The organism is Klebsiella sp. CN_Kp104 (genome assembly GCF_040064515.1).
GTDB lineage: Bacteria > Pseudomonadota > Gammaproteobacteria > Enterobacterales > Enterobacteriaceae > Klebsiella > Klebsiella aerogenes.
In genome coordinates this window covers 223,925-238,465 of sequence record NZ_JBEAII010000001.1, presented here as the reverse complement: position 1 = coordinate 238,465, position 14,541 = coordinate 223,925, and the positions used below count along the sequence as shown (strand labels likewise).

Annotated in this window: 10 protein-coding genes and 1 pseudogene; 9 read left to right on the top strand and 2 right to left on the bottom strand. The window is 55.1% G+C overall.

The window, feature by feature from the left end; all coding sequences use genetic code 11:
- Window positions 1-164 precede the first annotated feature (164 nt).
- Window positions 165-1,175: a quinone-dependent dihydroorotate dehydrogenase gene (gene pyrD, locus ABLU80_RS01070; protein WP_042892893.1), complete on the bottom strand. Its 1,011-nt coding sequence runs from the start codon at window positions 1,173-1,175 to the stop codon at window positions 165-167.
- 248 nt (window positions 1,176-1,423) lie between these two features.
- On the opposite strand from pyrD, the gene ssuE reads away from it, so the two are divergent.
- The 5 genes and pseudogenes from ssuE to ssuB all read left to right on the top strand — a co-directional run bounded on the left by ssuE (window position 1,424) and on the right by ssuB (window position 5,668).
- On the top strand, window positions 1,424-1,999 hold the full coding sequence (ssuE, locus tag ABLU80_RS01065) for an NADPH-dependent FMN reductase (RefSeq protein ID WP_015367444.1): 576 nt from the start codon (window positions 1,424-1,426) through the stop codon (window positions 1,997-1,999).
- A pseudogene (locus ABLU80_RS01060) lies at window positions 1,992-2,991 on the top strand (sulfonate ABC transporter substrate-binding protein). The gene ssuE and the pseudogene ABLU80_RS01060 overlap by 8 nt, the downstream one beginning before the upstream one ends.
- Window positions 2,951-4,096: an FMNH2-dependent alkanesulfonate monooxygenase gene (gene ssuD, locus ABLU80_RS01055; RefSeq protein WP_015367446.1), complete on the top strand. Its 1,146-nt coding sequence runs from the start codon at window positions 2,951-2,953 to the stop codon at window positions 4,094-4,096. The pseudogene ABLU80_RS01060 and the gene ssuD overlap by 41 nt, the downstream one beginning before the upstream one ends.
- Before the next feature lie 10 nt (window positions 4,097-4,106).
- Window positions 4,107-4,898 carry an aliphatic sulfonate ABC transporter permease SsuC gene (gene ssuC / locus ABLU80_RS01050; RefSeq protein ID WP_015367447.1) on the top strand — a complete coding sequence of 264 codons (792 nt, stop codon included), beginning with the start codon at window positions 4,107-4,109 and terminating at the stop codon, window positions 4,896-4,898.
- Window positions 4,895-5,668: an aliphatic sulfonates ABC transporter ATP-binding protein gene (gene ssuB / locus ABLU80_RS01045; RefSeq protein WP_032707697.1), complete on the top strand. Its 774-nt coding sequence runs from the start codon at window positions 4,895-4,897 to the stop codon at window positions 5,666-5,668. The genes ssuC and ssuB overlap by 4 nt, the downstream gene beginning before the upstream one ends.
- A 97-nt stretch (window positions 5,669-5,765) precedes the next feature.
- Here the strand turns inward: ssuB and pepN are convergent, their stop codons facing one another.
- Window positions 5,766-8,381 carry an aminopeptidase N gene (pepN, locus tag ABLU80_RS01040; protein ID WP_072382578.1) on the bottom strand — a complete coding sequence of 872 codons (2,616 nt, stop codon included), beginning with the start codon at window positions 8,379-8,381 and terminating at the stop codon, window positions 5,766-5,768.
- Between the two features lie 328 nt (window positions 8,382-8,709).
- On the opposite strand from pepN, the gene pncB reads away from it, so the two are divergent.
- The 4 genes from pncB (at window position 8,710) to ABLU80_RS01020 (ending at window position 14,527) form a co-directional block, all read left to right on the top strand.
- Complete coding sequence (gene pncB / locus ABLU80_RS01035) at window positions 8,710-9,912, top strand: nicotinate phosphoribosyltransferase (protein WP_336193412.1); 1,203 nt, start codon at window positions 8,710-8,712, stop codon at window positions 9,910-9,912.
- A gap of 164 nt (window positions 9,913-10,076) precedes the next feature.
- Entirely contained in the window at window positions 10,077-11,477 is a 1,401-nt protein-coding gene (gene asnS / locus ABLU80_RS01030; protein ID WP_015367451.1) for an asparagine--tRNA ligase, read from the top strand.
- A gap of 593 nt (window positions 11,478-12,070) precedes the next feature.
- Window positions 12,071-13,150, top strand: coding sequence for a porin OmpK35 (ompK35, locus tag ABLU80_RS01025; RefSeq protein WP_015367453.1), 1,080 nt, complete (start codon window positions 12,071-12,073; stop codon window positions 13,148-13,150).
- A gap of 186 nt (window positions 13,151-13,336) precedes the next feature.
- Window positions 13,337-14,527: an amino acid aminotransferase gene (locus ABLU80_RS01020; RefSeq protein WP_015367454.1), complete on the top strand. Its 1,191-nt coding sequence runs from the start codon at window positions 13,337-13,339 to the stop codon at window positions 14,525-14,527.
- Window positions 14,528-14,541 lie beyond the last annotated feature (14 nt).

Below are 14,541 nucleotides of genomic sequence, written 5' to 3'. Positions count from 1 at the left end.
CCCCCGTCCTCTTCCACTTCCTTCTGCAAAGCAATGGCATCCTGCTACAGAATAATTTCTAAAATTAAGAAAAGACTAAAATGTCTAAATAAGCAACAATGAAGGAATATAAAACAACCAGGGCCGGAAATAAAGCCCTGGGGAAGATTCAGAAGGGGAAAAGATTAGATGTGTGTAACAATTTCTTTAATCAGCGGTGGCCCTTTAAAAATAAACCCGGAATAAATCTGCACCAGCGTGGCGCCAGCAGCCAGCTTTTCACGAGCGGCAATCACCGAGTCAATACCGCCAACTCCGATAATGGGCAAACGACCATTTAATTCCGTGGCCAGCATACGAATAATCTCGGTGCTTTTTAATTGTAATGGACGACCACTCAACCCACCGGTTTCATCACAATGCTTCATCCCCTGGACCAGTGAACGATCGAGGGTGGTATTGGTAGCAATGACGCCATCAATATTATGGCGGACTAAGCTGTCGGCTACCTGGATCAATTCTTCGACAGAAAGATCCGGGGCGATCTTCACCGCCACAGGAACATATTTTTGATGTTTCTGTTGAAGTTCGAGCTGCTTATTTTTAATACCGCTGAGTAAATCATCCAGCGCTTCACCATATTGCAAAGTACGCAGCCCTGGGGTATTCGGCGAGGAGATATTAATGGCGATATATCCAGCGTATGGATAGACTTTTTCCATACAAATCAGATAATCATCTTTACCCTGCTCAACCGGGGTATCTTTATTTTTACCGATATTAATCCCCAGCACGCCGTCAAAATGCGCTTTTTTCACATTCTCGACCAGGTTATCAACGCCGTGGTTATTAAAGCCCATGCGGTTGATCAAACCTTCGGCATCGACGAGACGGAAGATCCTCGGCTTATCATTGCCCGGCTGCGGACGCGGAGTCACGGTACCAATTTCGATTGAGCCGAAGCCCATCGCACCGAGCGCATCAATGCACTCGCCGTTTTTATCAAGCCCGGCCGCCAGCCCCAGCGGATTCTTGAAAGTGAGCCCCATGCAGGTAACGGGTTTCGACGGTACTTTTTGTCGAACCAGCATTTCCAGCGGCGTGCCGGTGACGCGGCGTAATTGTTGGAAGGTTACTTCATGAGCGCGCTCAGGATCGAGCTGAAAAAGAGCTTTACGAACGAAGGGATAGTACATGAACTCTCCTGGATTCCCGGTGTGCAAACCGGGGGCGTATTATGTTCGATCCGCGTCCGAAAGGGAATTGACCTGCGACAAAAAATCACGCGTCCAACGCAAACGTTTACCTCTTTGCCGCCTGTTATGCGCATTTTGGCAATTTAACCCCGGAAAAATCATTTAGGGAAATAAACGCCCTCTGTCACACTGCCATAAAATGTTATCAATTATAGATAAATGCAAACATTTGGTTATAAGGAGAGAGTATGCGCGTTATTACACTCGCGGGCAGCCCCCGCTACCCTTCTCGCTCAAGCGCATTGCTTGAGTACACCAGAGAGAAACTTGCCGCGGCCGACATCGAAGTCTATCACTGGCATTTACAGAATTTTGATCCCGAAGATCTGCTTTACGCCCGCTTCGATAACCCCGCTCTGCATACCTTAAATGAACAACTGGCCGGCGCCGATGGCCTGATTATCGCCACTCCCGTCTATAAAGCCTCTTTTTCCGGCGCGCTGAAGACGCTACTGGATTTGCTCCCCGAACGCGCTCTGGAAGGCAAAATTGTCCTGCCGCTGGCGACAGGCGGCACCATCGCCCATATGCTGGCGGTCGATTACGCCCTGAAGCCGGTGCTTAATGCTCTCAAAGCGCAGGAGATCCTCCATGGCGTATTCGCCGATGACAGCCAGGTCACCGATTATCAACATAAACCGCAGTTCACACCGAATCTGCAAAACCGTCTCGACCAGGCGCTGGAGACCTTCTGGCAGGCGCTGAATCGCCGCAACAGCCGCATCCCGGGGCTAAAGACCTTACAGGGGGTTGAGCATGCTTAATCCTCTGCGTGCCCTGACCCTCGGCGGACTACTCGCGCTTTCCTTTATTACGCATGCGGCCCCGCAGGCGCCGGAAGCCCTACGCATCGGCTACCAGAAAGGCAGCGTCAGTATGGTGCTGGCGAAGAGCCATCAGCTGCTGGAGCAGCGCTATCCGCAAACTAAGATTTCGTGGGTCGAATTTCCTGCCGGGCCGCAAATGCTGGAAGCGCTGAACGTCGGCAGTATTGATATCGGCAGTACCGGCGATATTCCACCGATTTTCGCTCAGGCTGCCGGCGCCGATCTGGTCTATATCGGCGCGGAACCCGCGAAACCGAAAGCGGAAGTGATTCTGGTCGCCGATAACAGCCCAATCAAAAGCGTGGCTGAACTGAAAGGCCGTAAGGTGGCGTTCCAGAAGGGCTCCAGTTCGCACAATCTGCTGCTGCGCGCTCTACAGCAGGCAGGTCTGAAATTCAGCGATATCCAGCCGGTGTATCTTGCCCCCGCCGATGCCCGCGCCGCTTTTCAGCAGGGTAATGTCGATGCCTGGGCTATCTGGGATCCCTATTACTCTGCGGCGCTGCTGCAAGGCGGGGTACGGGTACTGAAAGATGGTAGCGACCTGAAGCAGACCGGTTCGTTCTATCTTGCCGCTCGTCCTTATGCCGAAAAGAACGGCGCCTTTATCGAAGGCGTGCTGGCGACCTTTAGCCAGGCGGATGCCCTGACCATTAGCCATCGCCAGCAAAGTATTGCCCTGCTGGCCAAAACGATGGGTCTACCCGAAGCGGTGATTGCCAGCTATCTCGACCATCGTCCGCCCACTGCGATATCGCCGGTAAGCGCTGAAACGGCCGCTCGCCAACAGCAAACCGCCGATCTGTTCTATGAGAACAAGCTGGTACCGAAAAAAATCACTATTCAAAACCGTATCTGGCAGCCTGCCCCCGCACAAGGAGCGAAATCATGAGTCTGAATATGTTCTGGTTCTTACCCACCCACGGTGACGGTCGCTATCTGGGCACCGATGAAGGCGCGCGCCCGGTAGATTACAGTTATCTGCAGCAAATCGCCCAGGCCGCCGACCGGCTCGGCTTCACCGGCGTACTCATTCCTACCGGACGCTCGTGCGAAGATGCCTGGCTGGTTGCCGCTTCAATGATCCCCGTCACCCAACGGCTGAAGTTTCTTGTCGCGCTGCGCCCAAGCGTGGTATCCCCCACCGTCGCCGCGCGCCAGGCTGCCACGCTTGACCGGCTCTCTAATGGTCGGGCCTTGTTCAATCTGGTCACCGGCAGCGATCCAAATGAATTAGCCGGCGATGGCGTATTCCTCGACCACACCGAACGCTACGAAGCCTCCGCCGAGTTCACCCACATCTGGCGCAAACTGATGGAAGGTGAAACCGTGACTTTCCACGGCAAGCACCAGCACGTGCGCGGGGCGAAACTGCTCTTCCCGCCGCAGCAACAGCCGCGACCGCCGCTCTACTTTGGCGGCTCCTCGGACGTTGCACAGGATCTGGCCGCCGAACAGGTCGACCTCTACCTGACCTGGGGCGAACCGCCGGCGCAGGTGGCGGAAAAAATCGCCCAGGTGCGTGAGAAAGCCGCGCGCCTCGGCCGCAGCGTCCGCTTTGGTATTCGTTTACACGTCATCGTCCGCGAAACCAATGAAGAGGCATGGCAAGCGGCGGAGAGCTTAATTTCCCATCTGGATGACGAGACCATCGCCCGCGCGCAGGCCGCCTTCGCGCAAACCGATTCTGTTGGCCAACATCGCATGGCGGCGCTGCACAACGGCCGTCGCGACAAGCTGGAAATCAGCCCAAACCTGTGGGCCGGGGTCGGGCTGGCGCGCGGCGGCGCGGGCACCGCGCTGGTGGGCGATGCGGCTACCGTCGCCGAACGTATTAATGAATACGCTGAACTTGGCATCGACAGTTTTATCTTCTCCGGCTACCCGCACCTTGAGGAAGCCTGGAGAGTCGGCGAACTGCTGTTCCCGCTGCTCGATGTCAACGTCCCGACGATCCCTCAGCCGCAAAACTTGCGCCTGCAGGGCGAAGCGGTGGCGAACGAATTTATCCCGCGTAAAGCGGCGCAAAGTTAGGGAGCGAACTATGGCAGCCTCTTCGCAAAAACTTCTATTACGCCTCGCTCCTTGGTTTTTACCGGTGGGCACCGTGCTTATCTGGCAATTGGCGTCATCGGTAGGCTGGCTCTCAACCCGTATTCTCCCCTCTCCGGAGGGGGTACTGAAAGCCTTCTGGACGCTCTCCGCCAGCGGCGAGCTGTGGCAACACCTGGCCATCAGTTCCTGGCGCGCCTTACTCGGCTTCGCCATTGGCGGCTCCATCGGCCTGACACTCGGACTCATCAGCGGCCTCTCGCGCTGGGGCGAACGCCTGCTGGATACCTCCATCCAGATGCTGCGCAATGTGCCGCATCTGGCGCTAATTCCATTGGTGATTTTGTGGTTTGGTATTGACGAAAGCGCCAAAATATTTCTTGTCGCGCTGGGGACGATGTTTCCGATTTACATCAATACCTGGCACGGTATCCGCAATATCGATCGCGGTCTGGTGGAAATGGCGCGTAGCTATGGCTTATCAGGATTCGCCCTCTTCCGCCACGTGATCCTTCCCGGCGCCTTGCCCTCGATTATGGTCGGCATTCGCTTCGCCCTCGGATTGATGTGGCTGACGCTTATCGTCGCTGAGACCATCTCCGCGAATGCCGGAATCGGCTACCTGGCTATGAACGCCCGCGAGTTTCTGCAAACTGACGTGGTGGTGGTCGCCATTATTCTTTACGCCATTCTCGGCAAGCTCGCCGATTTTAGCGCGCAACTGCTGGAACGCGTGTGGCTACGCTGGAACCCGGCGTACCGTCTTCAGGAGGCTAACGCATGAATACTGCTCGTCTTAATCCCGGGATCCCGCTGTTACTCAATGGGGTCAGCAAACGCTACGGCGACAATGTCATTCTCAATGAGCTGGATTTACATATTCCTACCGGGCAATTTGTCGCGGTGGTCGGTCGCAGCGGCGGCGGTAAAAGCACCCTGCTGCGCCTGCTGGCCGGGCTGGAAAAACCCAACGGCGGCGAACTACTGGCAGGCGCGACTCCGCTTGCGCAGATTCAGGATGATACGCGTATGATGTTCCAGGACGCGCGGTTGCTGCCGTGGAAGACGGTTATCGACAACGTTGGACTTGGGCTGAAGGGCCAGTGGCGCGATGCCGCCCGCCAGGCGCTGGCCAGCGTCGGGCTGGAAGAGAGAGCCGATGAGTGGCCGGCGGCCCTCTCCGGCGGGCAAAAACAGCGTGTTGCGCTGGCCCGCGCGCTGATCCATCGCCCGCGTCTGCTGCTGCTGGATGAACCGCTGGGAGCGCTTGACGCCCTCACCCGTCTGGAAATGCAGGAATTGATTGTTTCGCTCTGGCAAGAACACGGCTTTACCGTGTTGCTGGTAACTCATGATGTGAGTGAAGCGGTGGCGATGGCCGACCGGGTGCTGTTAATAGAAGAAAAGAAAATTGGCCTCGATTTGAGCGTGGATATTCCACGTCCGCGGCGGTTCGGCTCGGCGAAGCTGGCGGAACTGGAAGCGCAGGTACTCGATCGGGTGATGAAGCGCGGCGACAGCGAGCGTGCGCCGCGTTTGTTTAGTCATGGCTAACTGACGTTCCCGGCCTGCGCTTCGCTCGGCCGGGCTACCAAATCGCACAGCGCTGTAGCCCCGGTCAGCGAGAGCGCCACCGGGGATTTTGCGGCCGTTACGCCAGCGCTTTGCCGATCTTCTCGAACAGATCGCCGGAGAGATTCTCCAGCCCTTTCAGCTGTTCCAGCGCCGCACGCATCTTGGCCTGACGTTTCTCATCGTAGCGTTTTAGACGAATCAGCGGCTCAATCAGACGCGACGCCACCTGCGGGTTGCGGCTATTGAGCTCGGTCAGCATTTCCACCAGGAACTGGTAACCGCTGCCGTCTTCAGCGTGGAACGCCGCCGGGTTGCTACTCGCGAAGGCGCCGATCAGCGAACGTACGCGGTTCGGGTTACTCATCGTGAATGAACGGTGCTTGAGCAAGCCGCGTACCGTCTCAACCACATTGGCCGCCGGGCTGGTGGACTGCAGGATGAACCACTTGTCCATCACCAGGCCGTCCTGGTGCCACTTATCGTCATACTCCTGCATCAATGCATCACGGCACGGCAACTCCGCCGCCACCGCCGACGACAGCGCAGCCAACGCGTCGGTCATGTTGTCAGCATGATGATACTGGGCTTGCACCAGCTTATCTGCCAGTTCAACATCGCCAAAAGCCAGATAGCGCAGGCAGGTATTGCGCAGGGAACGTTTACCGATATCGGCATGGTCTACGCGATAGCTGTCGAGCTTGTTGGCGTTGTAAACCACCAGCAGCTCATCGGCCAGCTCTTTCGCCAGCGTACGGGTCAGCGCTTCGCGCACCGCCGCGATGGCAATCGGATCGATGATGGTGAACAGTTCGGCGATTTCGTTGGCCGACGGCAGCGTTAAAATTTCCGCCGCCAGCGCCGGATCGATCTTCTCGTCGAGCAGGATCGCGCGGAAAGCGTCAGCGACGTGGATCGGCAGCGACAGCGGCTGCCCCTGCTGATGACGGTTAACGTTGAGCTTGATGTAGGTCGCCAGCAGGCTCTGCGCGGCATCCCAACGCGAGAAGTCGTTACGCGCGTGGCGCATCAGGAACGTCAGCTGCTGGTCGCTCCACTTATATTCAAGTTTGACCGGCGCGGAGAATTCACACAGCAGCGCCGGTACCGGCTGGAAGTAAACATTATCAAAGACGAACGTCTGTTCCGCCTGGGTGACATTCAACACGTGGTGCACCGGATGGCCGCCCTTCTGCAGCGGGATCGCTTTGCCTTCGTTATCGTACAGCTCAATACTGAACGGGATGTGCAGTGGCTGCTTGTCGGCCTGTTCCGCGGTCGGCGGCGTACGCTGGCTGATAGTCAGGGTGTACTGCTCGGTTTCCGGGTTATAGTCGTCATGCACGGTAACGACCGGCGTGCCGGACTGGCTGTACCAGCGACGGAAATGCGACAGATCGACGTTCGAAGCATCTTCCATCGCCTGCACGAAATCATCGCAGGTGGCGGCGCTGCCGTCGTGGCGCTCAAAGTACAATTGCATCCCTTTCTGGAAATTGGCTTCGCCGAGCAGGGTGTGCAGCATACGGATCACTTCCGCGCCCTTTTCGTATACCGTCAGGGTGTAGAAGTTGTTCATCTCAATAACCATATCCGGACGGATCGGGTGCGCCATCGGGCTGGCGTCTTCAGCAAATTGCAGCCCACGCATGGTACGCACGTTGTTGATGCGGTTCACCGCGCGCGAGCCGAGGTCGGAACTGAATTCCTGATCGCGGAATACGGTCAGCCCTTCTTTCAGGCTGAGCTGGAACCAGTCGCGACAGGTCACGCGGTTGCCGGTCCAGTTATGGAAATATTCGTGACCAATGACGCGCTCAATATCGAGGTAATCTTTATCGGTCGCGGTATCGGTACGGGCCAGCACGTATTTAGAGTTAAAGACGTTGAGGCCTTTGTTCTCCATCGCCCCCATATTGAAGAAGTCGACGGCGACGATCATATAGATGTCGAGGTCATATTCGAGACCGAAACGGGTTTCGTCCCACTTCATTGAATTTTTCAGCGAGGTCATCGCCCATGGCGCGCGGTCGAGGTTGCCGCGGTCAACGTACAGCTCAAGCGCGACTTCACGCCCGGAGCGGGTGGTGAAGGTGTCACGCAGCACGTCGAAATCGCCGGCCACCAGCGCGAACAGGTAACAGGGTTTTGGGAACGGATCCTGCCACTGGATCCAGTGACGGCCATTGTCCAGCTCGCCCTGCGCGACGCGGTTGCCGTTGGAGAGCAGGAACGGATATTTCGCTTTATCGGCAATGATTTTGGTGGTGAAGCGCGCCAGCACATCCGGGCGGTCGAGGTACCAGGTAATGTGACGGAAACCTTCTGCTTCACACTGGGTACATAGCGCTTCGCCTGACTGATACAGGCCTTCCAGCGCGGTGTTCGCCGCCGGGCTAATTTCGTTGACGATAGTCAGGGTGAAACTGTCCGGCAAACCGCCAATCACCAGCTGATTATTTTCTTCTTTATAGTCACTCCACGGCTGACCATTCACCTGCAGTGAAATCAGGGTCAGGTCTTCGCCATCCAGACGCAATGGCACATCAGACGCAGCCGCGTGACGGGAAACCTTACTCTCTGCCGTGACAACGGTTTTCGCGGCATCCAGGTCAAAGGTCAAATCAATATCGCTAATCAGATAATCCGGCGCACGGTAGTCGTGGCGGTATTTGGCTTGGGGCTGTTGTGTCATAAAAAACCTTTAGCGTGTCTGTAAAGTATCGGCTCCAGTCTATTCCTGTTGCGCAGATCGCGCTATGCAGAATCTTCATCTTTTCAACGTTCAACACGAAAATCGCTACATATTGATAACACATGAGGCACGAAATGCGCTCGACCCGGCGCAAAGCTTGTGGTGTGATCCGTGTTCAATATATTAAACTAGGCCTCGCAAATGACCGTCAGCGTTACCGTCGAGCCATCGCAGCAGGACAGCACCGGGTATTAAAGGTATACTCCGCCTCCTTTTTTCTGCTTTGGTTTGAATGGAACGCCCCAGTGAGAGGATGCTACTGCGCACCATGACACAATTCACTTCTCCTGTACTGCACTCGCTGCTTGATACGGATGCCTACAAGCTGCATATGCAGCAGGCCGTCTTCCACCGCTACTATGATGTGGAGGTGGCGGCAGAGTTCCGCTGCCGCGGAGACGACCTGCTCGGCATCTATGCCGACGCGATTCGCGAGCAGGTTGAAACCATGCGCGACCTGAAGCTGCAGGACGATGAGTATCGCTGGCTGTCCACCCTGCCGTTCTTCTCGCAGGACTATCTCGCCTGGCTGCGCGACTTCCGTTACGACCCAAGCCAGGTCACCGTCATCAACGATCATGGTAAGCTGAATATTCGCCTCACCGGGCCGTGGCGCGAAGTGATCATGTGGGAAGTGCCGCTGCTGGCGGTCATCAGCGAACTGGTGCACCACTACCGTTCGCCGGAAATCAGCGTCGGCCTGGCGCTGGAGACGCTCGAACATAAGCTTGCCGACTTCGCCGACATGACCGCCGACATCGATATGTCGGCATTCCGCCTGATGGATTTCGGCACCCGCCGCCGCTTCTCCCGCGAAGTACAGCAGGCTATCGTGCAGCGCTTGCAGCAGGAGCCGTGGTTTGTCGGCACCAGCAACTACGATCTGGCCCGCCGATTGAATTTAACCCCGATGGGTACCCAGGCGCACGAATGGTTCCAGGCCCACCAGCAGATCAGTCCAAACCTGGCCAGCAGCCAACGCGCGGCGCTTGCCGCCTGGCTGGCGGAATATCCGGATCAGCTGGGTATTGCCCTGACCGACTGCATCACCATGGACGCTTTCCTGCGTGATTTCGGTCCTGAATTCGCCACCCGCTATCAGGGGCTACGCCATGACTCCGGGGATCCGCTGGAGTGGGGCGAGAAAGCAATCGCCCATTATCAGAAATTGGGTATCGACCCGATGAGTAAAGTGCTGGTGTTCTCCGATAACCTCGACCTCGCCAAAGCGGTCGATCTGTATCGCCACTTCTCCTCGCGGGTGAAGCTCAGCTTCGGTATCGGCACCCGGTTAACCTGCGACATCCCACAGGTGAAACCGCTAAATATCGTGATAAAACTAGTAGAATGTAACGGCAAGCCGGTGGCGAAACTCTCCGACAGCCCGGGTAAAACCATCTGCCACGATAAGGCGTTCGTCCGCGCCCTGCGCGAGGCGTTTGACCTGCCGCCGATTAAAAAGGCGAGTTAATTTCAACAAGGAGCCTGGCAGGCTCCTTTTTCTTTATTAATTATTATCAAATTATCCCTTTATGATGCGAATTCTGCTTGTCTGATGGAAGATGACAGGTAACATAGATATCCCCCCGTTGCAGGGGAAGAGACTTTTTTATTGGACTATATAGAGAGAATATTATGAGCGTTGTGCCTGTAGCCGACGTACTCCAGGGCCGCGTTGCCGTTGACAGCGAAGTCACCGTGCGCGGATGGGTGCGTACCCGCCGAGATTCTAAAGCTGGCTTTTCTTTCCTCGCCGTCTATGACGGTTCCTGCTTTGATCCTGTACAGGCCGTTATTAATAATTCTCTGCCCAATTACAATCAGGAAGTGTTGCGCCTGACCACCGGCTGCTCGGTTATCGTCACCGGTAAAGTCGTGGCCTCCCAGGGTCAGGGACAGAGCTTTGAAATCCAGGCCTCCAATGTGGAAGTCACCGGCTGGGTTGAGGATCCGGACACCTACCCGATGGCGGCGAAGCGCCACAGCATCGAGTATCTGCGTGAAGTGGCGCACCTGCGTCCGCGCACCAACCTGATTGGCGCGGTAGCGCGCGTACGTCATACCCTGGCGCAGGCGCTGCACCGTTTCTTCGACGAACAGGGTTTCTTCTGGGTATCCACCCCGCTGATCACCGCTTCCGATACCGAAGGCGCCGGTGAAATGTTCCGCGTATCAACGCTGGATCTGGAAAACCTGCCGCGTAACGACCAGGGTAAAGTCGACTTCGATAAAGACTTCTTCGGTAAAGAGTCGTTCCTGACCGTTTCCGGTCAGTTGAACGGTGAGACCTATGCCTGCGCATTGTCCAAAATCTATACCTTCGGCCCAACCTTCCGCGCCGAAAACTCCAACACCAGCCGCCACCTGGCGGAGTTCTGGATGCTGGAGCCAGAGGTAGCCTTCGCCAGCCTCAACGATGTTGCCGGTCTGGCGGAAGCCATGCTGAAGTACGTCTTCAAAGCGGTACTGGAAGAGCGTGCGGATGACATGAAGTTCTTCGCCGAGCGCGTAGATAAAGACGCCATCGACCGTCTGCAGCGTTTTGTCTCTGCTGATTTCGCCCAGGTTGATTACACCGACGCCGTCACTATCCTGGAAAACTGCGGCAAGCAGTTTGAGAACCCGGTGTATTGGGGTGTGGATCTCTCCTCCGAGCATGAGCGTTATCTGGCCGAAGAGCACTTCAAAGCGCCGGTGGTCGTGAAAAACTATCCGAAAGACATTAAGGCGTTCTACATGCGCCTTAACGAAGACGGTAAGACCGTCGCCGCAATGGACGTTCTGGCGCCGGGCATCGGCGAAATCATCGGCGGGTCCCAGCGTGAAGAGCGTCTCGACGTGCTGGACGCGCGTATGGCCGAAATGGGTCTGAATAAAGAAGATTACTGGTGGTATCGCGACCTGCGTCGTTACGGCACCGTACCGCATTCTGGCTTCGGTCTGGGCTTCGAGCGTCTTATCGCCTACGTAACCGGCGTACAGAACGTTCGCGACGTGATTCCTTTCCCACGTACGCCACGTAACGCCACATTCTAATCGCGTTTCGCTAAAACACGGACAAGGTCGGCGCAAGCCGGCCTTTTTTTTATGTCAATTTTCGTGAACGAATTTCAACAAACTTAAACATCAACCTTCACAATTCGTAATTATGTTACTCACTATTTCCTTACCCTTCGTACGTAGATTTCGCACCTTATGTTAAGACACAAGTGAATACACTGATTGATTTGATTATTTTTTAATCATTCTGCGCACGTTATGCAAAAATAGCGCCTGAGCAAAAAAGGGACCGAATTGAGCTAAAAAATAATCAAATCTGTCTTTAGCGAAAATATTCATAACTAATTCATATAGATATATATGAGAAGGTGACAATCTTCGCAAAGTGGAACGGAATTTTGATTGAGTTCACAAAGTTCCAAAAAATACATATTTAGTTACATGTTTTTTCTTTTAGTAACCAATTTACGATATTGGTAGCATTTTCCGGCTAGCGAAACGGCACTACCGATGGAAAGATGCCTTCAGACACCAAACTATCTTCAATAGTTCTGTAAATTTTCATTGACGGAAATTATTGCTGGCGGTGGCAAGTGTCATATAAAAAATATTAATGAGGGTAATAAATAATGATGAAGCGCAATATTCTGGCAGTGGTGATCCCTGCCCTGCTGGTAGCCGGTGCGGCCAACGCTGCGGAAATCTATAACAAAAATGGTAACAAACTGGATTTCTACGGAAAAATGGTTGGCGAACATGTCTGGACCACCAATGGTGACACCAGCAGTGACGACACCACCTATGCCCGTATCGGCCTGAAAGGCGAAACCCAGATCAACGACCAGTTGATCGGTTACGGCCAGTGGGAATACAACATGGATGCGTCCAACGTTGAAGGTTCCCAGACCACCAAAACCCGTCTGGCTTTCGCCGGTCTGAAAGCGGGTGAATACGGTTCATTCGATTACGGCCGTAACTACGGCGCCATCTACGACGTTGAATCCGCAACCGATATGCTGGTTGAGTGGGGCGGCGACGGCTGGAACTACACCGATAACTTCATGACCGGCCGTACCAACGGCGTGGCCACCTACCGTAACTCAGACTTCTTCGGTCTGGTGGACGGCCTGAGCTTTGCGCTGCAGTATCAGGGTAAAAACGATCACGACCGCTCAATTCGCAAACAGAATGGCGACGGTTTCAGCACCGCGGCAACCTACGCGTTTGATAACGGTATCGCGCTGTCTGCAGGTTACGCTAACTCCAACCGTAGCGTTGACCAGAAACGTGACGGCAACGGTGACAAAGCTGAAGCATGGGCAACCTCTGCCAAGTACGATGCTAACAACATCTATGCCGCAGTTATGTACTCCCAGACTTACAACATGACGCCGGAAGAAGATGACCACTTCGCGGGCAAAACTCAGAACTTCGAAGCCGTAGTTCAATACCAGTTCGATTTCGGTCTGCGTCCGTCCCTGGGCTACGTGCAGACTAAAGGTAAAAACCTGCAGGCTCGCGGTGGCTTCGGCGGCGGCGATGCGGACCTGGTTAAATACGTAGAACTGGGTACCTGGTACTACTTCAACAAAAACATGAACGTGTACGCGGCGTACAAGTTCAACCAACTGGATGATAATGCCTACACTCGCGCAGCTGGCGTAGCCACCGACGACCAGGCTGCGGTTGGTATCGTTTACCAGTTCTAATCTGTAGTACACCCCTTCGTGATATGCCTAAAAAGCAGGACTTCGGTCCTGCTTTTCTGCGTTACTAAGACGAAGATCGTAACTTGCAAAAACCTTCTCGCTTTTTGTCGCAAACGGTTGGCAATTTGTAAATCTACCGTTACCCTGATAGCGGATTTCCCTCAGTAATCACAATGGAACCTCGTCATGTTTGAGAACATTACAGCCGCCCCTGCCGACCCTATTCTGGGCCTGGCCGATCTGTTTCGTGCCGATGACCGCCCAGGCAAAATTAACCTCGGAATTGGTGTTTACAAAGATGAGACAGGTAAAACGCCTGTTCTGACCAGCGTAAAAAAAGCCGAGCAATATCTGCTGGAAAATGAAACCACCAAAAACTACCTCGGTATTGATGGTATTCCGGAGTTTGGTCGCTGCACTCAGGAGCTGCTGTTCGGTAAAGGAAGCGCAATTATCAACGATAAGCGCGCCCGCACCGCCCAGACCCCAGGCGGTACCGGCGGCCTGCGCGTTGCGGCTGATTTCCTTGCCAAAAACACCGACGTTAAACGGGTATGGGTAAGCAATCCAAGCTGGCCAAACCATAAAAGCGTTTTCGGCGCCGCCGGGCTGGAAGTGCGCGAATATGCTTATTATGATGCCGCCAACCACCAGCTTGATTTCGACGGCTTGCTGGCCAGCCTGAACGAGGCGCAAGCGGGTGATGTCGTACTGTTCCACGGCTGCTGCCACAACCCAACCGGCATCGATCCGACGCTGGAACAGTGGCAACAGCTGGCGCAAATGTCTGCTGAAAAAGGCTGGCTGCCGCTGTTTGACTTCGCCTACCAGGGCTTCGCCCGCGGTCTGGAAGAAGACGCTGAAGGCCTGCGCGCGTTTGCCGCTCTGCATAAAGAGTTGCTGGTCGCCAGTTCTTACTCGAAAAACTTCGGCCTGTATAACGAGCGCGTTGGCGCCTGTACGCTGGTTGCCGCCGATCAAGACACCGTCGATCGCGCGTTTAGCCAGATGAAAGCGGTGATCCGCGCCAACTACTCTAACCCGCCGGCGCACGGCGCCTCCGTGGTGGCGACGATTCTCAGCAACGACGCGCTGCGCGCCATCTGGGAACAAGAGCTCACCGATATGCGCCAGCGTATTCAGCGCATGCGCTTACTGTTTGTGAATACCCTGCAGGAAAAAGGCGCCAGCCGCGACTTTACCTTCATCACCAAACAGAATGGGATGTTCTCATTTAGCGGCCTGACCAAAGAGCAAGTACTTCGTCTGCGTGAAGAGTTCGCTATTTATGCGGTCGCATCCGGGCGTATCAACGTTGCCGGCATGACGCCTGATAACATGTCGCCGCTGTGCGAAGCCATTGTCGCGGTGCTGTAATTTTCAGCCGTGAC

Excerpts from the sequence above, each read along its gene's own strand:
- pyrD (WP_042892893.1), bottom strand. The coding sequence starts at position 1,175 with ATGTACTATCCCTTCGTTCGTAAAGCTCTTTTTCAGCTCGATCCTGAG.
- ssuE (WP_015367444.1), top strand. The coding sequence starts at position 1,424 with ATGCGCGTTATTACACTCGCGGGCAGCCCCCGCTACCCTTCTCGCTCA.
- ssuD (WP_015367446.1), top strand. The coding sequence starts at position 2,951 with ATGAGTCTGAATATGTTCTGGTTCTTACCCACCCACGGTGACGGTCGC.
- ssuC (WP_015367447.1), top strand. The coding sequence starts at position 4,107 with ATGGCAGCCTCTTCGCAAAAACTTCTATTACGCCTCGCTCCTTGGTTT.
- ssuB (WP_032707697.1), top strand. The coding sequence starts at position 4,895 with ATGAATACTGCTCGTCTTAATCCCGGGATCCCGCTGTTACTCAATGGG.
- pepN (WP_072382578.1), bottom strand. The coding sequence starts at position 8,381 with ATGACACAACAGCCCCAAGCCAAATACCGCCACGACTACCGTGCGCCG.
- pncB (WP_336193412.1), top strand. The coding sequence starts at position 8,710 with ATGACACAATTCACTTCTCCTGTACTGCACTCGCTGCTTGATACGGAT.
- asnS (WP_015367451.1), top strand. The coding sequence starts at position 10,077 with ATGAGCGTTGTGCCTGTAGCCGACGTACTCCAGGGCCGCGTTGCCGTT.
- ompK35 (WP_015367453.1), top strand. The coding sequence starts at position 12,071 with ATGATGAAGCGCAATATTCTGGCAGTGGTGATCCCTGCCCTGCTGGTA.
- ABLU80_RS01020 (WP_015367454.1), top strand. The coding sequence starts at position 13,337 with ATGTTTGAGAACATTACAGCCGCCCCTGCCGACCCTATTCTGGGCCTG.